Genomic DNA, 18,913 nt, shown 5'->3' with positions numbered 1-18,913 from the left:
GAACAGGTGCGGTTCTGCAAAGTCGACGAACATACGCTGACTTACACCTCGCCCCCCACCCAAAATCCGTTTGACGGGCGCGAGATTATTCACGAAGTGACCTATGTGCGAGAGAAATGACCCTGGGTCGATCTGCCTCTCAGGTCTCGGCATCGACCGCATCGCAAGATTTCAAACTGAGACACTACCTGATGGCGAGCAGAGTCGACATTGCGTGAGGATGTCACTATATACCGGCGGCTTCGACCCGCGCGCCTCAGGGCAGCGCCGCCGAAGCGACTGTAAATGTGTTACGGATTGCGCCATCTATTGTGACGAAATCGGCTAGGAAACCGGAAAAAAGCAAATAGAAACAGTGGCGCAAAGCTGGGCGTGATCCCAGCCAACGGTACCGACCCCTCAGAAACAGAATGCTCTTGACCCCTCGATTCCCCTTGACGCTGTGGACCTTGGACAAGATCGGCTTGCCGGCTGGCGACGACTCGGTTCGTATGGGAGCATGCATCCTTTGCGGGGTGTCGGCGTTTATGATTACCAACCGGCTTTGCCGCCAGGGAACAGCAGTATGAGTGAACACGCGATCGAGTTCTTGCGGGGATGGATAGGCGAAAAGGTCCACTGCCAGTCATCCCACGCCAGGATCGACAAGCAGGCCGAGACTCTGGCCAAGGAATGCGCTGCCAAGGCGGCAGAGGTTGGCATCCCTCTGGAGGATATCCAGGAAGAGGTCGGCGACATTCAGGAACTGATCGCCTCCCGGCTCGAGGAAGCGGCCGAGGCCGACGAGAACCAGCAGGCCCCCAGCAAAGCCGCGGAATAGCCGCTTAGAGCAATTCAAGGGTAACCGTCTGAACGCGGGCTATTCGGCCCGCGTCTTCGTATCAGTCATCCCTCCGCCAAATTTCTCTTTCAGCCACACTCTCGGTAACGCCGGCACGAAATTGCCGTCGCGTCCGCTCATGTCGTCATTGGCGACCAAGCCGTTGAGGATCGATTCCTCCACGCTCTGGATCACCGCGTCGAAAAACGGATCGATGTCGGTGTCGGGAACAAAATCGGCGCTGGCGATGCGGCCGGATGGTGCCAGCGCCGCGCTCGCATTGGCGGTTGAGAAGGCGATAAAGATGTCGCCTGAACTGTGATAGCCGAAGCCGCCGGTCATGGCGACGCCAAGCGGCACGCGGCGCGCCAGCCGCTTCATTTGATGCGGCAGGAATGGCGCGTCGGTGGCGATGACGGCGATGATCGAGCCCTTTTCGGCACGCGGTGTGCCCTGCCGAATCGCCGGCTCGGCAAGCTCCGGCCCGGCGCGCAGGCCGCGAACCATAAAATTGTGCCGCTTGCCGAAATTAGACTGCACGAAGGCGCCGACAGAGTAGGCACGGCCTTGCCATTCGACGATGCGCGATGCGGTCCCGGATCCGGCCTTGAAGCCGAAGGTGATCATGCCGGTGCCGCCGCCGACGCTGCCTTCCTCGATCGGTCCGCTGGCCGCACCGTCAAGTGCCTGCGCAACATGCTCTGATGTCAAATGTTGGCCGTTGATGTCGTTGAGGAAGCCGTCAAAGGTCTCCGCCGCCACCGGCAGGCCCCAGGCGCTGTCGAGTGCCGCCGGCAGTACGCTTTGCATCCAGCGCAGCGTGCCATCGCGTGAAACACCGCAGGAATGCGTGTTGGTGATGGTGATCGGAAAGTTGAATGCGCCGGTTTCCTCGACGATGTGCGAGCCGGTCATTTCGCCATTGCCGTTCTGGCTGAAGATGCCGGCAAAGACCGGCGTGGCAAGATCGGCGCGCGGCCGGGGCAGGATCGCGGTGACGCCGGTACGCACCGGTCCCTGGCCAACGACGAGCGCGCCATCGCCTGAAATCAGCGTCGTGAAACCGACGGCGACGCCCGGCACATCGGTGATCGCGTTGAACGGACCGGGTGTGCCGTCGAAACCGATGCCAAAACGCCGCGCGCGCGGCTTGCCGGAAGGCGTTGCCAGATGGTTCGGATTGTCGGTCATGATCTCAGAACAGCGATCCCTGATTGCCGGGCTCTTTGGCCTTTGCCGCCAGCTTGGCCACGGCTTTCGGCCTTGCCGTGCCGCTGGTGGCAATCGCATCGGCGGTGCCGTCGGCGAACTCCAGCGAAAGCGCCATTCCCGACGCCACCTCAGCCGCATGTTTGATCACTGCCCCATCGGCGTCCTTCACCAGGGCGAAGCCGCGCGCCAGGACGGCCTTGTGCGAAAGCGTGGTCAACAGGCGATCGGCCTGGCTCAATTGTCCGCGCAGGCGCTCGAGCCGGGCGGAGATCACCCGATCCTGCCGCCGCGCCAGCGCTGCCAGCGTGTCCCCTTGCAGCTTCTGGCGCCGCACGATCGGGGCCGGCGAAAGCCGCGTCGCGGTACGCGAAAATCGTGCGCGACGTTCGCGCACGATGGCAAAAAATGCCGCTTGCGCGCGGGCGAGGTCGCGGCCGGTCAGCGTGCGGGCTTCATTCATGCGCCGCGACAGCGTGGCTGGCGTCAGCCTTTGGCCTTGAAGCCGCGCCCGCTTGCGGTCGACGCTGACGGACAGCGCCCGGCCGAGCCGGCTTGTCGCCTCGTCGAGGCGGCGGCGCGGCAGCGCCAGCAATTGATCGGGCGAGGGCAGAGCGCGGGCGGCCGCACGGGCGGCTTGCCGCTTGCGCTCGAAATTGCGCAAGACCGCCGCCTTGAGCCGCGCACCAAGGCTGGCAAGCGTCGCTTCGAGGTCGGCCTTCACCGGCACCGCAATTTCGGCGGCACCTGTCGGTGTCGGGGCGCGGCGATCCGCGACGAGGTCGATCAGCGTCCAGTCAGTCTCGTGGCCGACAGCCGAGATCACCGGAATGGCGGAGGCTGCAACGGCACGCGCCAGCGCCTCGTCGTTGAAGCCCCAAAGGTCTTCGAGGCTGCCGCCGCCGCGTGCCACGATCAGCAGATCGGGGCGCTGGACGGCACCGTCCCAGGCCAGCGCGTTGAAGCCGTTGACCGCGGCGGTCACTTCCGCGCCAGCCGTCTCGCCCTGCACGCGCACCGGCCAGACCAGCACATGCAATGGAAACCGGTCCTTGATGCGGTGAATGATGTCGCGGATGACGGAACCTGTCGGCGAGGTGACGACGCCGATGACGCGCGGCATGAACGGCAGCAGCCGCTTGCGGCCGGGGTCGAAGAGGCCCTCGGCCTGCAGCCGGCGCTTGCGCTCTTCCAGCAGCGCCATCAGGGCGCCGGCGCCGGCTGGCTCCAGATTGTCGATGACGATCTGGTAGTTGGATTTGCCGGGATAGGTGGTGAGCTTGCCGGTGGCGATTACCTCCATCCCCTCCTCGGGGCGGAATTTCAGCCGGCTCATCGTGCCCTTCCACACCACGGCGTCGAGCCGCGCGCGGTCGTCCTTCAGCGCAAAATAGGCATGACCGGACGAATGCGGCCCGCGATAGCCGGATATTTCGCCACGCACCCGCACATTGCCGAACACGTCCTCGACCGTGCGCTTCAGCGCGCCGGAAATCTCGCTCACCGTGTATTCGGTGGCGTTCGTGCGTGATTCGGATGCTGCCTCGCTCATTGGCCGATTGGGGAACGGTTGAACGCCCACGTCAAGGCGCCTGTGACGGACCACTACGTCATAACGCGATGTTAAGCCTGCTTTGATTGAGTTGCATCCAACGAAGCTGGCCAAGGACGCATGAGCGCAAGCGGACATCGCAGCCCATTGACGTATCAGGTCACGCTGACCGTGCTGGCGCTTGCCGCTTTTGCGCTGGTCATGGTCGTCGGATTTGGCTTCTACGCGGCCGTGCAGACCGATCGTGCCTCGCTTGAGCGACAAAAGGTATTCTTCGCCAACGGTTTGCAGGATCAGATCGCTACCGTGGAGCGCGAGCAGGAAAGTATCTCGGTCTGGGACGATTCCATCCTCAACGCCAAGGCCGGCAACCAGCAATGGATGGTCGAGAACATCAGCGTCTGGATGTATACCTACTACGGTCACAACCGTGTCTATGTGCTGGACGAGGCAAACCGGCCGATCCACGCCATGCAGGAAGGCAAGGTGATGCCGCTGGCCGTCTACGGCGCGGATGAGCCTGCTTTGCGCCCCACCATCGAAAAGCTGCGCCAGCTGATCGCTCAACCGCCGCAACAGAACGCATCCGGCGGCCCGACCAAAATGGTCGCCGAGGACCTCGTGTCGCTTGGGGGCAAGCCGGCGATCCTCAGCATCGCACCGCTGGTGCCGAGTTCGGACCGCGTCACCCAGGCGCCGGGCAGCGAATATCTGCATGTCTCGATCGAGTTCATCAACGACGCTGTCATCGGCAAGATCGCCGAAAAATATCTGCTCGATGGCGCGCACCTGCTGCTGTTGTCGCAACCGGTCAGCTCCGCCGCCATTCCGCTGATGAATTCACGCGGTGTCATTCTCGGCTACATCGGCTGGGATCAGGAGCGCCCCGGTCTGACGCTGGTGCGCAAGGCGGGCCCGGCGTTGGTCGCCGGCGTGCTGCTTGCCGCGGGTGCATTGATCTTTCTTCTGCGGCGCCTGCGGCGGACATCGCTGGCGCTGCAGACCAGTCAGGCGCAGGCGCAGTATCTCGCCTTTCACGATACGCTGACGGGCCTCCCCAACCGGGCTCTCTTCGAGGACAGGTTGCGGCGGGCCTTGCTGACGACCGGGCGCGATACGGCAAGGATGGCGCTGTTTTATCTCGATATCGATCGTTTCAAGCATGTCAACGACACGCTCGGCCATCCCGCTGGCGACGAGCTTGTGCGCCAGACGGCAACCAGGCTGCAGCAGACGATCCGGGAAATCGACACGGTGGCGCGGCTCGGCGGCGACGAGTTCGCGATCATTCTGGTCGATGTTCGCGACATCAGGGCGGCCGAGGATGTTTCGGAACGGCTGCTGCGGAAGATGCAGGAGCCGTTCAGGCTGATGGACGATCAGGTCTTCGTCAGCGCCAGCATCGGAATTGCCCTGGCGTTGGGTCCGCAAGTCGATGCTGACGATTTGCTGCGCAAGGCCGACATTGCGCTTTACGAGGCCAAGAAGAACGGCCGCGGTCGCCATCAGATCTTCGCCGGCGACATGGACGACCTCCTGCTGCACAAGCGCAAGGTCGAGAACGAGCTCCGCAGCGCCCTTGCTGGCGGGACCGGGATAAAACTGGCCTATCAGCCGATTTTCGCCGCGGATGGCAGGACGATCGCCGGCGCCGAAGCGCTGATCCGCTGGGCGCATGAGATCCATGGCGCGTTGCCGCCGCAACAGTTCATCGCCATTGCCGAGGAACGCGGCATGATCGGCGAGCTCGGCAAATGGGTGCTGGGCGAGGCCTGCCGGTTCGCCGTCGGCACGCAATTGCCCTGGGTTGCCGTCAACGTCTCGCCGCTGCAACTGCGCGACGCCGGGTTCGCCGACGAGGTTGCGTTGATCCTTGCCGAGACCGGGCTGGCGCCGTCGCGGTTGCAACTTGAGATCACCGAAAGTGTGCTTCTGGAAAACAACGACACCACCAGGACGGTACTGGCGGCCTTGCGCCAAACCGGCATCGGGGTCGCGCTCGATGATTTCGGCACCGGCTATTCTTCGCTGAACTACCTGCGCCGCCATGCCATCGACAAGCTCAAGATCGACCGTTCCTTCGTGCGCCTTCTCGACAATGATCGAAACTCCACCGCGATCGTCAAGGCGTTGGTCGACCTTGCCATCGCTCTCGACGTCGAGGTCACCGCGGAGGGGGTCGAGACCGAGGAGCAAAAGGCCCTGCTCGTCGGCATGGGCTGCCATCAGTTGCAGGGCTATCTGCTGTCACCGCCGCTGGAGCCGGCCCAGATGCTGGCCCTGGCAGGCCCTTCGCCCGGCGAGGGCAGATCGGCTTCGGCCCTTGGTTGATCTTCCTGTCAGGGAGGATCTGGCCTACCAGCCCGGCAGGATCTGGTTCGGCTTCGTCCTCTTCATCTTGGCATAGGCGAGGGCGGCGAAGTCGAATGTCCCGGTCTCTTCGCCGATCGGCACGGAAATATTGTCCAGGCTTTCCGAAATGTGGCGGGCAAGCGCATCGACGATCTCCGGCCGCGACGTCTGCCCGCGCATGATGCCGATACGGCAATCGGGCAGGGCGCCAAAGCCGTCGGCTTCACCCAGCACCCGCATGCCGGGCCTGAGCGCGCATTCCGGCAACACCGAGATCGCCAGGCCAGAAAGTACGGCGGCGGTGATGACAGTTGCCGAGAAGCTGGTGAACAAGATGCGATAGTCCCGGTGCTGCTGGTCTAGCACGTCGACGGCGGCGCGCCGCCAGATGCAATTCGGCCGGCCGAAGGCCATCGGCAGCGTCGGCTGCTCGTGCGTCGCATGGTTGGCCGAGGTGACCCACAGCAGCGGCTCGCGCCGCACCACTTCCGACTGGCCGCGTACATCATTGTGCGTCACCAGTGCCAGGTCGAGATTGCCGCGCTTGATATGCTCGACCAGCCCTGGCGTCGGCTCGCAGATGACGGTCAGTTCGACGCGCGGATTGGAGCGCGTGAAGCGCGCCATGATCTCGGGCAGGAAACGGTCGGCATAGTCGTCCGGCGTGCCGATGCGGATCGTGCCTTCGAGCCGCCGGTCGTCGAAGGCGGCCAGTGTTTCGCGGTTGAGATAGAGCAGCCGCCGCGCATAGGAGAGCAGCTTGTCGCCCTCCTCGGTCAGCCTGTTGGTACGCCCGTCCTTTTCGAACAGCGGCTTGCCGATCCGCTCTTCCAGCCGGCGCATCTGCATCGATACTGCCGACTGTGTCCGGTGCACCTCTTCGGCCGCCCGCGTAAAGCTGCCGGTGTCGGCAATCGAGATGAAGGTCTGCAACTGATCGAGATCGAGTGGCGCTTTCATCGGTCCAATCCATCACTAGTGTTGATGCCTAGGATTAGAAACATTCGTTGGATTAATCAATCGGTCGATGGCAAATTGTCATTGTCCACATGAAGGCATGTGAATCGAAGCCGAAACGGTCGCTGTCGTCAGCGCCGATGGCAGGGCTTTGTCCGTTCGAGTCTGAAGGAGACCGACATGACCACGTTTGATTTCGCCACCGAGACCTCGCGCATTACCTCGCGTCCGGCCGTTGCGACGCGCGTGGCAAACACCGTCTCCAACGTTTACCGCGCCTGGAAAAACCGCCGCGCCTTCTATCGCCTTGGCGAGATGTCGGATTCCGAACTCGCCGATATCGGCCTGACGCGCGCCGACCTCCATGTCGCCATCGACATACCGTTTGGCCGCGATCCGACGAAGATCTTGCGCGAAATCGCCAGCGATCGCGTCGAAACGATCGAGCATTTCGCCCGCAAGGTGGCCTGATCGCCTGGCTTGGTTGCTATCGCACCGGTTGCCGTGAACCTTTTTAAGGTTCGACGCGACTGACGAGTATGCAGGCCCCCACTCCCTGCCGGATCCCCGCCGGCCCGCCTGCACGCTGGCCCGGTCCTCCCAGGACCGGGCTTTTCTTTTGAAGTGCCGATCGGTGCTACCGCCGATCCATGTCCCGCTTGAACTGGTCGAAGATCGTTTCCACGCCCTTCTGGTACTCGTCGCGCTGCTGGGCGCCGGTCTCGAACATCTTGCCGAACAGGTCATCGAACGGGTTCCTCGGCCGGCCGCTCGGATTGGTCTGCGGCTGCGGCGTCTGCCGCTGCGGTGGTGCCTGTGGCTGTTGCGGCGCGGGTTGTCCGCCTCCGCCGAAGCCGCCACCACCTTGCCGCAGCATCTCCTCGAAGATCTTGCCGAGTGGGTTGTCGCCATAGGGGCTCTGGGTCTGCTGCGGTTGCGATGGCTGCGGCTGCGGCGCGCCACCGCCGAACATGTCCTGCAGCACCTTGCCGAGCGGATTGTCGCCATAGGAATTGGGTGTCGGCTGCTGCTGGCTTTGCGGCTGCGGGGCACCGCCGCCGAACATGTCCTGCAAAACCTTGCCGAGCGGGTTGTCCATCGGATTCTGCGGCTGCGGTGCCTGGCGCGGCTGTGGAGCGGGGGCTTGCATGCCGCTTTGCCGCATCATCTGCTCGATGATCTCGCCGAGCGGATTGTTGCCGCCGCCAAGGCCGCCGGCCGCCTGCATCTGATTTGTCGTCTGCTTGAACAGCCCGCCCATGACCATTGAGGCGATGGTCGGCAGCATCTGCTGCAGGATCTGCTGGCTGACGCCGCTGGCTTGCGCTGCCTGGCTAGCCACGGCCCGCGACAGGTCCTTCGAGCCGAACAGGTGCCCCAAAATGCCGTTGCCCTCATCGACGCCTTGCGGCGAGAAGGCTCGGGTCGCGTCCTCGAAATACTTGGCGTGCTGGCCGCTCGCCATCGCCGTCATGAAGGCGCCGAGCCCATAGGGATCGGCCGTGTTGCGCTGCAGCCCCTGCGAAAAGGCCGGCAGCAGAGCGGCAACGGCTGCCTGTGTCTGCTGCATCGAAAGCCCGTATTGCTGGGCAAGGGCCTGCATGCCGTTGCCGTTCTGGGCCTGGGCCAGCATATCGAACAAGGTAGGCATCGGCTTTCTCCTCCGGGAAATCCTAGGGTGGAGAGCCTAATTCGTTTCGATGGCCGATTGAAGCGGCTTTTGCCAATCAATCGGCCGCGCCTGCACTCGCAGGGTTAGTAGGCGTATTCCATGAAGACCGGCTCGATCGAGCCGCCCCAGCGCGTGTGGTAGGCGGAGAGCATCTCCTCGGCGCTGGTGGTGCCGCGTGCGACCACTTCATCGAGCGTGTTGAGGAACGAGGTCTCGTCATAGCCGTCGCGGTTCTTGCGGCCGCGGTTCTTCAAGCCCATTCGCGAGATGACCATCACGTCGCGGGCGATCTCGCGCAGCGTGGTGTTGCGGAAGGGCGCGGAAATGCCTTGTTCCGGCACCGCGTTGCGCATCGCTAGCACTTCGTCATATGTCCAGCTTGAGGTCAGTGCCTCGGCGGCGTCGAGCGCTGCCTCGTCATAGAGCAATCCGACCCAGAAAGCCGGCAACGCGCAGATGCGCCGCCACGGCCCGCCATCGGCGCCGCGCATCTCGAGGAAACGCTTCAGCCGCACGTCCGGGAACAGCGTCGACAGATGGTTCGCCCAGTCGCCCATCGTCGGCAGCCCGTCCGGCACTTCATTGCGCGCGGCGCCGGCCATGAACTGTCGGAAGGTGATGTGCGTCATGTCGTGATAGTGGCCGTCGCGGATGACGAAATACATCGGCACGTCGAGCGCCCATTCGACATAGTCGGCGAAACCGAAATCGGGCGAGAAGCAGAATTCGAGCAGGCCCGAGCGCTGGTTGTCGGTGTCGCGCCAGATGTCGCCGCGCCAGCTCTGCAATCCGTTCGGCCGGCTCTCGGTGAACGGCGAATTGGCGAACAATGCCGTCGACAGTGGCTGCAGCTTCAGCGACACCTGCATCTTGCGGCGCATGTCGGCCTCGCTCTCGAAGTCGAGGTTCACCTGGATCGTGCAGGTGCGGTACATCATGTCGAGACCCTTGGTGCCGACCTTGGGCATGTAGCGCGTCATGATCTCATAGCGCGACTTCGGCATTTTCGGCGTCTCGGCCAGCGACCATTTCGGGCTGCCGCCGAGGCCGAGAAAGCGGATGCCCATCGGCTCGGCGATCTCGCGCACCTGTGCCAGATGCGCATTGCCCTCGCGGCAGGTCTGGTGGATCGTCTCCAGCGGCGCGCCGGACAGCTCGAACTGGCCACCCGGCTCTAGCGAAATCGCACCCTGGCCGGTCGGTTCGACCAGGCCGATGATGCGGCCGTCATCGATGATCGGATCCCAGCCGAGTTTCTGTTGCATGCCTTCGAGGATGGCGCGGATGCCGCGCTCGCCGCCATAGGGCACAGGCGCGTTGCCGTCGACATAGAACGGGAATTTCTCGTGCTCGGTGCCGATGCGCCACTTGTCGCGCGGCTTGTTGCCTTCGGCCAGATGCTCGACGAGTTCATCGACGCCTTCGATCGGGCGGAAATCGGTTGTGTCGCGCGCCATGATAGAGCCCTCCGCACATAATCCCGAAAATCGGCTTTCGATTTTCGGAAAGGATCACGTGCCCCTTCAAGTGTTACAGCGTCCTTTGCGCGTCCGAAAGGACACGCTGAGTTGTAGGACGGTCGGACGACCGCCGGCGCTAGATGGACGAAATGTCAGTAGTCGATCAAGCAAAAAATCCTGAGCCACAGGTCAACAGGAATTGAACGATACTGCGCTCTCCGTCCCTTGCAAGGAATGAAGTCTCACCAGTCTCCGACGGTTGCCTGGATCACCGAAAGTGCTGCCACCGCCGCCGTATCGGCGCGCAGGATACGCGGTCCGAGCGGAATGGCCGTGACGAAGGGCAGGGCGCGCAGCATCTTGCGCTCGTCATCGGAGAAGCCGCCCTCCGGCCCGACCAGCAGCCCGAGCTTCTTTTCCTTGACCGCCTGCAGAGCCGGCAGCGGATTGTTGGTCGAGGCGTCCTCGTCGCAGAAGATCAGCCGCCGCTCTCTGTCCCAGCCGGTCAGCAGGCGGTCGAACTTTTCGGCTTCGCGCACCTCCGGCACCGCCAGGATGCCGCACTGTTCGGCGGCCTCGACGACATTGGCGCGCAGGCGATCGATGGAAGGTTTTGCCACTTGTGTGTGCTGGGTGATGACCGGCTGCAGGACACCGGCGCCCATTTCGACCGCCTTCTGCACGAGATAGTCAAGCCGCCCCTGCTTCAGAGGCGCAAAGCAGTAGATGAGATCGGGCAGCGGCGGCTGCGGCCGTTGCAGCGCCAGCACCTTCAGCCGCACCGCCCTTTTTGTCTTCGCCGCGATTGYCACTGACCATTCACCGTCACGACCGTTGAACACCAGGATTTCAGCACCTTCGCCAAGCCGCAGCACATGCAGCAGATAGTGGCTTTGCTGCTGACCGGCATCGAACTCGATCTCGGGCCGCAGATCGTCGGGCACGAACAGGCGTTGCATCTTGTAATTGGCGCGCATCGCCGAGAAATGAGCGAGCCGCCCGCCGGCGTCAAGCCTCGGCGGTCGGATGCCACACCGGCCGAAAGCCGTGCTGCAGGACGGCGAGCGCCGTGGCCGGCGTCAGCAGCGCAAGCGCCTTGCCTTCGAGCAAGCTGAAATCGCCGGGTGGGCCATATCCGGCAAAAGACCAGCGCAGCGCCTTGCCGCCGCGCAAGGCATAGGCGGTGCCGCCATCAGCAAGCATCGCACCGTCGGGAAGACCCGTAAGTTCCTCAAGGGCCAGCATCGGTGCCTTGCCACCGGACGCCAGCCGCTCCTTGTGCAGCCGCTTGTCGACTTGCGGCGCGCGTGGCTCGGCAATGCCGAAGGCATGGCCGAAGCGGCCGACGAAATCCTTGGCCCGTTCGCGCTGGCAAAAGAAGCAGGGCCGATGCCCGGCCGCCAGCGCCGTTACCTCGTCGAGGAAGAACAGCTCGGTCCAACCCGCTTTGCCGCCCAACTGGTCGTCGCTCTTCCGGTTGCGCCCCATCGGCTCGCGCCACACGTCGCGGAATTGGCACACGCAGATGATCCAGGCCGGAAGCGCCCAGCGCTTTTTCAGCAGCGTCTTTGTCTCGGGATCGTGGATGATGCCGCGATTGCCGGTGAACAGCCCGCGCTCGGGCACGGCGTGGATGGCGCCGAACGGATCGACCCGGTTCTGCAGTGGCATAGTTTTCTCCCGCAACACGCATCTTGGCTGCAATGCTGGCGGCATGATATCGCTCCTCGCATCATTTTCATGTCAGCAGGGTTTTGCGATGCGGGTGCTGGTGGTCCAGAACTACGACAATACCGGTCTTGGCCAGGTAGGCGCGGCTCTGGCGGAAGCGGGCGCCGACCTCGATCTGCGTTTGCCCTACAAGGGCGATCCCCTGCCGGATGATGCTGGCGGGCACGATGCCATGGTGGTGCTCGGCGGAGGCCAGAATGCGCTGGACGACGACGATTATCCCTATTTCCCGGCTCTGCTCGAATTGACCCGCGATTTCGCCGACAAGGACCGTGCCGTGCTCGGCATCTGCCTCGGCAGCCAGCTCGTTGCCCGTGCCTTCGGTGGCGAGAACCGCATCGGTGGCGCCAACGAGTTCGGCTGGCACGGCGTGTCGCTGACGCCGGACGCCAAGGGCGATCCGGTGCTGGGCACGTTGCCGGAGAAATTCCCGATCTTCCAGTGGCACGACGACACGTTCGTGCTGCCGGAAAACGCCGTGCGGCTCGCCGGCAATGATGTCGCCGAGAACCAGGCGTTTCGCGTCGGCCGTGCCGTCTACGGCTTCCAGTTCCATTTCGAGGCCGACCGGCCGATGGTGCAGGACTGGAGCACGTCCTTTGCGCCGACCATCGCAGCGCGCCATCCCGACTGGGCTGGCAAGCTCGATGGCGAAATGGCCCGCAACGGGCCTGATGCCGACGCTGCCGGCCTGGCCATTGCCCGCGCCTGGGTGGCGACGATCTGAGCGTCCTCCCTCGGCACCCTGCCACGTGACATAATTGGCACGCGGCGGTGAAACCGCCTGGGGAAAACCCCTTTCATCCTTGGCTTGTGTCCGCCCGTCATCCTAGAAGGCGCCCGCTCTGCATCGGCTGTGCAACCGCGATGAACCTTTGGTGTGACCCGCGCGACACACCGTCGATACAGAGTGCGCCTAGAAGCGCGAAATCGTCGAAACTTTGAACCGAATTCTCCGTTTCAACGCATTGGTAACCGCCTGGTGCACAGATGCAGCAAGCTCAACAAGAGATGACGTCCGTGAAAGCAGCGCTTCTGTCCTTTGCCATGTTGTCCGCCATCGTGCTGTGCGGCCTCGGCATCTATTCCGCCGACGCAGCCAACAACCACAACGCCGTCGACGGCTACGGCGTCACCGCCTCGCTTCGCTGAAAGCCGGAGCGTTTTCGCGTCCCTGGACGCGCCGCGCTCAAGCTCCCTTCGTCGTCCCAGCCTCCTTGATCGTGATCGTCAGGATACGTTTGTCCGGGCCGTCGACGACGAGCGCGCTGAGCATGCCTGATTGCCAGGCAAGCGTGTCGACATTGACCCGGTTGGCCATCACTTCCGCCTCCGGCACCGGCGTGTGCCCGTGCACCACGATCTTCGGGAACAGGCCCTGATAATTGTGGAAGATGTCGCGGATCCACATCAGGTCCTGCGGGTTTTGCCTTGCCAGCGCGATGCCCGGCCTGATGCCCGCATGGCAGAAGAAGAAATCCCCGAGCGTCAGCGAAAGCCGCAGCGATCGCAAGAAATCGATATGGGTTTGCGGCACCGCCTCGACCAGGGATTCATGTCCTTTGCGCACGGCGGCCTCGGCTTTGCCGAACCACATGCTGGTGCCTTCACTGATCGCCACGCCGTAGGACAGCGCCGTCTGGATGCCGCCGAAACGGATGAAAAGCCCTTCCGGGTCGGGCTTCTTGAGAAAGTCGAGAAAGCCGACGTCGTGGTTGCCGGCCAGCATCACATGGCGCGGGTCGCGCTCTCGCGCCTCGATCAGGAAGTCGATGACGCCTTTGGAGTCCGGTCCACGGTCGACATAGTCGCCAAGATGGATGACGCGCCAGTCGGCAGCCGCATCCCGCTCGATCTCATCCTCGATCCGCTGATGCATGGCGGCCAGCAGGTCGAGCCGGCCATGCACGTCGCCGATCGCATAAAGACGCACACCTTCCGGCCCATGCGCGTCGAGAAAATGGATGCCGGGTTCTGCCAACTCTGCGCCGTCTCCGTGGTCAGGCTGTCACGGACTTAGCGCCGGAGCTGGTCCTTGCCCATGTCGGTGACCAGACGCTTTCCGCACAGAGCCAGCGTGATGTCCATCTCCTTGCGGATGATTTCCAATGCCTTGGTAACTCCTTCCTTGCCGAGTGCACCCAGGCCGTAAAGAAATGGCCGGCCGATATAGGTGCCCTTGGCGCCGAGGCAGAGCGCCTTCAGCACGTCTTGGCCGGAGCGGATGCCGCCATCCATGTGCACTTCGATCGTGTCGCCGACCGCGTCGGCAATCTCCTCCAGCGCCATGATCGAAGACGACGCGCCATCGAGTTGCCGCCCACCATGGTTGGAGACGATGATGGCGTCGGCGCCGGTCTTGGCCGCCATCAGCGCATCTTCCTTGTCGAGAATGCCCTTGAGGATCAGCTTGCCGCCCCAGCGTTCCTTGATCCAGGCGACATCCTTCCATGACAGATGCGGATCGAACTGCTCCGTCGTCCAGGAGGACAACGAGGCGACGTCGCCGACGCCCTTGGCGTGGCCGACAATATTGCGGAAGGTGCGGCGCTTGGTGCCGGCCATGCCCATCCACCAGCGCGGGCGAATGGCGATGTCGGCGATGTTGGCCAGCGTCATCCTGGGCGGCGCCGAAAGTCCGTTGCGGACATCCTTGTGGCGTTGTCCGAGGATCTGCAGGTCGAGCGTGAGCACCAGCGCCGAGCACTTCGCCGCCTTTGCCCGGTCGATCAGGTCGAGCACGAAATCCTTGTCGCGCAGCACATAGAGCTGGAACCAGAATGGCTTGCTGGTCACCGAGGCGACGTCCTCGATCGAGCAGATGCTCATCGTCGACAGGGTAAATGGCACGCCGAACTCCTCGGCCGCCTGCGCCGCCAGCATCTCGCCATCGGCATGCTGCATGCCGGTCAGGCCGGTCGGCGCCAGCGCCACCGGCATTGTCACCTTTTCGCCGATCATGGTCGATTCCAGCGAGCGGTTGCTCATGTCGACCAGCACGCGCTGGCGGAATTTGATCTTGGCGAAATCCTCCTCGTTGGCCCGGTAGGTGCTTTCTGTCCAGGCGCCGGAATCGGCGTATTCGAAGAACATTTTTGGTACGCGCCGGCGCGCGAGGTCCTTGAGATCGGCGATGGTGAGGAGTTGGCTCATGAGGGTCCCCGCTTATCAGTCCTGGAAGCGTCTGCGTGTGGTTTCATCTGGCCCCTTCAGAACGTTGCCTGAGCCTGAGCCGCGAGACGCGTTGCCAGTCGCCGCTGCGCTCGGCCTCGGCCATCGACCGCTCCACATAGATCATGTGGTCCATCGCCGCTTGCCGCGCGGCCGCAGGGTCACCGGCCTTCACCGCGGCATGGATAGCCCGGTGCTGGGCAAGCAGCGCGTCGCGCGCGCCGGGCACGGTGAACACCAGCAGCCGGTTCTGGAACACGCCTTCCGACAGCAGCCGGTAGCAGGAGCGCAGCGTGTGCAAGAGCAGGATGTTGTGCGCGCACTCGCAGATCGCGTGGTGGAACTCGACATCGATTTCGGCTTCGTCGTCGAAATCGCCGGTCCGGTGCGCTTCGTCCATGCGCGCCATGATGCGGTCGAGCAGCGCCAGATCCTCCGGCGTGGCGCGTCGCGCCGCATACTCGGCCGCGACGCCCTCGATCTCGCGGCGGTATTCCAGGTAGTCGGCCACCGCCTTGCGATGCATCGAGATCAGGTCGGCCACCGGCTTGGTGAACAGCTGGCCGATGATGTCGGCGACATGCGTGCCGCCGCCGGCCTTGGTCGTCAAAAGGCCGCGCCCTTCGAGCGCCTTGAGAGCATCGCGCAGGATCGGCCGCGACACGTCGAACTGGCGTGCGAGCTCGCGCTCGCCAGGCAACCGGTCGCCGGTGCGCAGCACGCCTTCCAGGATGAGGCTCTCGATCTGCTGCACCACCTCGTCGGCGGTGCGCGAATGCTCGATCCTGGAAAAAATGTCGCTCAACAGAATGCCTGGAAGGTGAACCGCTGTCGTGCAGGATAAAGCCTGCGTCGCCAACTGGTCAAATTATTTATCCAATTGGTCGAAGCGGGTCGATTTTGACGCCTGACGCCATATCGTCTTCGGCTAAACTTTGCTGTTTGCGTCATCTGGCCATTGGCCCTAGAGGGACGCAATGTAAGAGGGTCTAGAGAACCCCGGGGGACAAGCCGTGTCAGACGACCCGTCCAATCTCGAGTTCCAGCCGCGCGCCAAGGGCAGCGTCATGGGTTTTCCCGCGCATGAGGGCCGGCCCGGTGCGCTTGGCGAGGTCCATGCCCGGCCGCATCCGCTGATCGACAAGCCGCGTGTCCTGGTGCAACTCGCCTTCATGACCGAGGGCGGATCCGGTGTCGACCATGCGGTGCTGTCCGAACTGTCGCGGCGTCTGGGCATTGCCGCGCCCGACCGCCAGGCCCGCCACCACGCCATGAAGTGGGGCAAGGGCTCGCTGCGCTGGGAGCGGCACACGGAATTCTCGACCTATCTGTGGGAAGGCCCGCTCTCCGAAAGCGGCAGGGCGCTGGAGGACTCGCCATTCGGCAACGGGTTTTCCCCGCCGGGAACCGTCATCTCGGGGATCAGGCTCGAAATCCGCAAGTGGACGCAAGCGAGTGAGCGGCTGATCGCCGGCTTCGACCCGACCAGCCTGTGCTATTCGCTGGTCGAACGCGGCAACGCCGCCATCGTCACCGATTTCCGCCAGGATGGCGACGGCATGACCCGCATGTTGGTGCTCGACCGCGGCCTGACGCCGGCGCGAACCGGGGCGCTGTCGCAACGGCTGATCGACATCGAAACCTACCGAACGCTGGCCATGCTCGGCCTGCCATTGGCGCTGACCCTGTCCGGCCGCGCCCGCCGCATCGAGGACAGGCTGGCGCAGACCACGCTGGAAATGAAGGTCGCCGAAACCCGCGACAGCCAGACGCTGCTGGCCGACCTGACCGAGCTTGCCGCCGAGTTGGAAGCGGACGCCGCGTCGAGCCTCTACCGTTTCGGCGCCAGCCGCGCCTATGACGGCATCGTCGTCGAGCGGTTGGAGGCGCTCGAGGAAGAAGCCGTGCCCGGCTACGACACCTGGGGTGGGTTCCTGCAGCGCCGCGTCGCACCGGCCATGCGCACCTGCCGTTCGGTCGAGGAGCGCCAGGCCAATCTGTCGCGCAAGCTGACCCGCGCCACGACGCTGCTGCGCACCTGGGTCGATGTCGAGGTCGAGAAGCAGAACCGCGACCTGCTGGCGTCGATGAACAATCGCGCCCGCCTGCAACTGCGCCTGCAGCAGACCGTCGAAGGCCTCTCTGTCGCCGCCGTCTCCTATTATGTGGTCGGCCTCGTCGGCTATGTCGCCAAGGGCGCCTCGATCTTCGGCCATGCCTTCGCGCCGGAGGTCGTCACCGCCGCCTCGGTACCCGTCGCCATTCTGCTGGTGTGGTGGGGCGTGCGCCGCGTGCGCCGGATGCATTCCGAACCCGGCAAGCCGGCGGGCGAATAGGGCTGTACCCGCAGCGGCAGATTGCCGCTGCGGAAGCCTGTCCGGCGGTGACTTTGGACTTTCCGCCAAAGCGGGATTTGCAACCGCCGCGCTTCACTGGTAAAAGATTTTGACCAGTCAAGCAAAACGAGGCTGCTGATGTCCGGCCTGGCCATGCCGAAACCAGACGACGCCACGATGCGCCGGCGCGACGAGATCGTCGCCGACATGCGCATCATCGTCCCGGGCGAGGGCGTCGTCGACACCGCCAATTCCATGCGGGCCTTCGAGAGCGATGGCCTGACAGCCTATCGGCAGCTGCCGCTGGTCGTCGTGCTGCCACAGACGGTGGCGCAGGTTTCCCGCGTGCTGAAATACTGCAACGACCGCAACATCCGCGTCGTGCCGCGCGGCTCCGGCACCTCGCTGTCTGGCGGCGCATTGCCGCTCGAGGACGCAGTGCTGCTGGTCATGAGCCGCTTCAACCGCATCCTGGCGATCGATTTCCCCAACCGCGTCGTCGTCGCCCAGCCGGGCGTCACCAATCTCGGCATCACCACCGCCGTCGAGCAGGAGGGCTTCTACTACGCCCCCGATCCATCCTCCCAGATCGCCTGCTCGATCGGCGGCAATGTGGCAGAAAATTCCGGCGGCGTGCACTGCCTGAAATACGGCCTCACCGCCAACAATGTGCTCGGCATCGAGATGGTGCTGATGAATGGCGAGGTGGTGCGGCTCGGCGGCAGTCACCTCGACGCGGAAGGTTACGACCTGCTCGGTGTCATGACCGGTTCGGAAGGTCTGCTCGGCGTCGTCACCGAGGTCACCGTGYGCATCCTGAAAAAGCCGGAGACCGCGCGCGCCCTGCTGATCGGCTTTCCGACCAGTGAGCAGGGTGGCCAGTGCGTCGCCGACATCATCGGCGCCGGCATCATTCCGGGCGGCATGGAAATGATGGACCGGCCGGCGATCCATGCCGCGGAAGATTTCGTCCATGCCGGCTATCCCCTGGATGTCGAGGCGCTGCTGATCGTCGAGCTCGACGGGCCGAGCGTCGAGGTCGATCACCTGATCGGCCTTGTCGAAGCTATCGCCTACAAGAACGGTTCGACCACCTGCCGCATCTCGCAGTCGGAGCAGGAGCGGTTGAGCTTCTGGGCCGGCCGCAAAGCGGCCTTTCCGGCGGTTGGCCGCATCTCGCCCGACTATTACTGCATGGATGGCACCATCCCGCGTAAGGAACTGCCACGCGTTCTGGCCGGCATGCGCGAGCTGTCGGAGACATACGGTCTCGGCGTCGCCAATGTCTTTCACGCCGGCGACGGCAATCTGCATCCGCTGATCCTTTACGACGCCAATGTGCCGGGCGAACTCGACAAGGCCGAAAGCTTCGGTGCCGACATATTGCGGCTCTGCGTCAAGGTCGGCGGCGTGCTCACCGGCGAACACGGCGTGGGCGTCGAGAAGCGCGACCTGATGCCGGAGATGTTCAACCAGATCGACCTCGACCAGCAGATGCGGGTCAAATGTGCCTTCGACCCCAACCACCTGCTCAACCCGGGAAAGGTCTTCCCGCAGCTACGCCGCTGCGCCGAACTCGGGCGCATGCATGTGCACCGGGGGCAGGTGGCGTTTCCCGACATTCCGAGGTTTTGAGGGGAAATGTCGGCGCTT

General features: G+C 63.9%; 17 protein-coding genes. 7 read left to right on the top strand and 10 right to left on the bottom strand.

The window, feature by feature from the left end; translation table 11 throughout:
• The first annotated feature begins 565 nt into the window (after positions 1 to 565).
• A complete protein-coding gene (locus tag AC1D0I_RS27325) occupies positions 566 to 820 on the top strand; it encodes a hypothetical protein (RefSeq protein ID WP_477225521.1) in 255 nt (84 codons plus the stop codon).
• A gap of 39 nt (positions 821 to 859) precedes the next feature.
• On the opposite strand, the gene AC1D0I_RS27320 is transcribed toward AC1D0I_RS27325, so the two are convergent.
• Together AC1D0I_RS27320 and xseA are read right to left on the bottom strand one after the other, a co-directional pair.
• Entirely contained in the window at positions 860 to 2,011 is a 1,152-nt protein-coding gene (locus tag AC1D0I_RS27320; protein ID WP_477399025.1) for a DmpA family aminopeptidase, read from the bottom strand.
• A 4-nt stretch (positions 2,012 to 2,015) separates the two neighbouring features.
• Positions 2,016 to 3,581, bottom strand: coding sequence for an exodeoxyribonuclease VII large subunit (xseA, locus tag AC1D0I_RS27315; protein WP_477399023.1), 1,566 nt, complete (start codon positions 3,579 to 3,581; stop codon positions 2,016 to 2,018).
• Positions 3,582 to 3,701: 120 nt separating this feature from the next.
• Here xseA and AC1D0I_RS27310 point away from each other — a divergent pair, with 120 nt between their 5' ends.
• Positions 3,702 to 5,912 carry a bifunctional diguanylate cyclase/phosphodiesterase gene (locus tag AC1D0I_RS27310; protein ID WP_477399021.1) on the top strand — a complete coding sequence of 737 codons (2,211 nt, stop codon included), beginning with the start codon at positions 3,702 to 3,704 and terminating at the stop codon, positions 5,910 to 5,912.
• Between the two features lie 24 nt (positions 5,913 to 5,936).
• Here the strand turns inward: AC1D0I_RS27310 and AC1D0I_RS27305 are convergent, their stop codons facing one another.
• A complete protein-coding gene (locus AC1D0I_RS27305) occupies positions 5,937 to 6,893 on the bottom strand; it encodes a LysR substrate-binding domain-containing protein (protein ID WP_457151387.1) in 957 nt (318 codons plus the stop codon).
• A 177-nt stretch (positions 6,894 to 7,070) separates the two neighbouring features.
• Between AC1D0I_RS27305 and AC1D0I_RS27300 the strand changes: the two genes are divergently transcribed.
• Positions 7,071 to 7,361 (top strand): DUF1127 domain-containing protein, encoded by a 291-nt coding sequence (locus tag AC1D0I_RS27300; protein WP_477399019.1) that lies wholly within the window; start codon positions 7,071 to 7,073, stop codon positions 7,359 to 7,361.
• Positions 7,362 to 7,527: 166 nt separating this feature from the next.
• Here the strand turns inward: AC1D0I_RS27300 and AC1D0I_RS27295 are convergent, their stop codons facing one another.
• The 4 genes from AC1D0I_RS27295 to AC1D0I_RS27280 all read right to left on the bottom strand — a co-directional run bounded on the left by AC1D0I_RS27295 (position 7,528) and on the right by AC1D0I_RS27280 (position 11,693).
• Complete coding sequence (locus AC1D0I_RS27295) at positions 7,528 to 8,541, bottom strand: DUF937 domain-containing protein (protein WP_477399017.1); 1,014 nt, start codon at positions 8,539 to 8,541, stop codon at positions 7,528 to 7,530.
• A gap of 104 nt (positions 8,542 to 8,645) precedes the next feature.
• Positions 8,646 to 10,019, bottom strand: coding sequence for a glutamate--cysteine ligase (locus AC1D0I_RS27290; RefSeq protein WP_477225528.1), 1,374 nt, complete (start codon positions 10,017 to 10,019; stop codon positions 8,646 to 8,648).
• Positions 10,020 to 10,264: 245 nt separating this feature from the next.
• Positions 10,265 to 10,999, bottom strand: a complete 735-nt coding sequence (locus tag AC1D0I_RS27285) for a 16S rRNA (uracil(1498)-N(3))-methyltransferase (RefSeq protein ID WP_477399015.1) — start codon at positions 10,997 to 10,999, stop codon at positions 10,265 to 10,267.
• Positions 11,000 to 11,030: 31 nt separating this feature from the next.
• A complete protein-coding gene (locus AC1D0I_RS27280; protein ID WP_477303262.1) occupies positions 11,031 to 11,693 on the bottom strand; it encodes a hypothetical protein in 663 nt (220 codons plus the stop codon).
• A gap of 88 nt (positions 11,694 to 11,781) precedes the next feature.
• Between AC1D0I_RS27280 and AC1D0I_RS27275 the strand changes: the two genes are divergently transcribed.
• Complete coding sequence (locus AC1D0I_RS27275) at positions 11,782 to 12,480, top strand: type 1 glutamine amidotransferase (RefSeq protein ID WP_477303264.1); 699 nt, start codon at positions 11,782 to 11,784, stop codon at positions 12,478 to 12,480.
• 293 nt (positions 12,481 to 12,773) lie between these two features.
• Positions 12,774 to 12,905, top strand: coding sequence for a hypothetical protein (locus AC1D0I_RS27270; protein WP_257784452.1), 132 nt, complete (start codon positions 12,774 to 12,776; stop codon positions 12,903 to 12,905).
• Positions 12,906 to 12,942: 37 nt separating this feature from the next.
• Here the strand turns inward: AC1D0I_RS27270 and AC1D0I_RS27265 are convergent, their stop codons facing one another.
• Genes AC1D0I_RS27265 through AC1D0I_RS27255 form a run of 3 tightly spaced genes read right to left on the bottom strand, consistent with a single transcriptional unit; the run spans position 12,943 to position 15,729 of the window.
• On the bottom strand, positions 12,943 to 13,734 hold the full coding sequence (locus tag AC1D0I_RS27265; RefSeq protein WP_477303265.1) for a metallophosphoesterase: 792 nt from the start codon (positions 13,732 to 13,734) through the stop codon (positions 12,943 to 12,945).
• A 35-nt stretch (positions 13,735 to 13,769) separates the two neighbouring features.
• Entirely contained in the window at positions 13,770 to 14,906 is a 1,137-nt protein-coding gene (locus AC1D0I_RS27260) for an alpha-hydroxy acid oxidase (RefSeq protein ID WP_477303267.1), read from the bottom strand.
• 43 nt (positions 14,907 to 14,949) lie between these two features.
• Positions 14,950 to 15,729, bottom strand: coding sequence for an FCD domain-containing protein (locus AC1D0I_RS27255; protein ID WP_457151378.1), 780 nt, complete (start codon positions 15,727 to 15,729; stop codon positions 14,950 to 14,952).
• Between the two features lie 208 nt (positions 15,730 to 15,937).
• Here AC1D0I_RS27255 and AC1D0I_RS27250 point away from each other — a divergent pair, with 208 nt between their 5' ends.
• Together AC1D0I_RS27250 and AC1D0I_RS27245 are read left to right on the top strand one after the other, a co-directional pair.
• Complete coding sequence (locus tag AC1D0I_RS27250) at positions 15,938 to 17,260, top strand: DUF3422 family protein (protein WP_457151377.1); 1,323 nt, start codon at positions 15,938 to 15,940, stop codon at positions 17,258 to 17,260.
• A gap of 138 nt (positions 17,261 to 17,398) precedes the next feature.
• Complete coding sequence (locus AC1D0I_RS27245) at positions 17,399 to 18,895, top strand: FAD-linked oxidase C-terminal domain-containing protein (protein WP_477399013.1); 1,497 nt, start codon at positions 17,399 to 17,401, stop codon at positions 18,893 to 18,895.
• Positions 18,896 to 18,913 lie beyond the last annotated feature (18 nt).

The organism is Mesorhizobium sp. P2_D1 (genome assembly GCF_056404455.1).
Note: the sequence above shows the minus strand (reverse complement) of the source record. Positions and strands in the feature narration are given on the sequence as shown.

Bases quoted from the DNA above. Each gene is read 5' to 3' on its own strand.
- AC1D0I_RS27275 (WP_477303264.1), top strand. From the start codon at position 11,782: ATGCGGGTGCTGGTGGTCCAGAACTACGACAATACCGGTCTTGGCCAG.
- AC1D0I_RS27260 (WP_477303267.1), bottom strand. From the start codon at position 14,906: ATGAGCCAACTCCTCACCATCGCCGATCTCAAGGACCTCGCGCGCCGG.
- xseA (WP_477399023.1), bottom strand. From the start codon at position 3,581: ATGAGCGAGGCAGCATCCGAATCACGCACGAACGCCACCGAATACACG.
- AC1D0I_RS27320 (WP_477399025.1), bottom strand. From the start codon at position 2,011: ATGACCGACAATCCGAACCATCTGGCAACGCCTTCCGGCAAGCCGCGC.
- AC1D0I_RS27300 (WP_477399019.1), top strand. From the start codon at position 7,071: ATGACCACGTTTGATTTCGCCACCGAGACCTCGCGCATTACCTCGCGT.
- AC1D0I_RS27280 (WP_477303262.1), bottom strand. From the start codon at position 11,693: ATGCCACTGCAGAACCGGGTCGATCCGTTCGGCGCCATCCACGCCGTG.
- AC1D0I_RS27295 (WP_477399017.1), bottom strand. From the start codon at position 8,541: ATGCCTACCTTGTTCGATATGCTGGCCCAGGCCCAGAACGGCAACGGC.
- AC1D0I_RS27310 (WP_477399021.1), top strand. From the start codon at position 3,702: ATGAGCGCAAGCGGACATCGCAGCCCATTGACGTATCAGGTCACGCTG.
- AC1D0I_RS27325 (WP_477225521.1), top strand. From the start codon at position 566: ATGAGTGAACACGCGATCGAGTTCTTGCGGGGATGGATAGGCGAAAAG.
- AC1D0I_RS27305 (WP_457151387.1), bottom strand. From the start codon at position 6,893: ATGAAAGCGCCACTCGATCTCGATCAGTTGCAGACCTTCATCTCGATT.
- AC1D0I_RS27290 (WP_477225528.1), bottom strand. From the start codon at position 10,019: ATGGCGCGCGACACAACCGATTTCCGCCCGATCGAAGGCGTCGATGAA.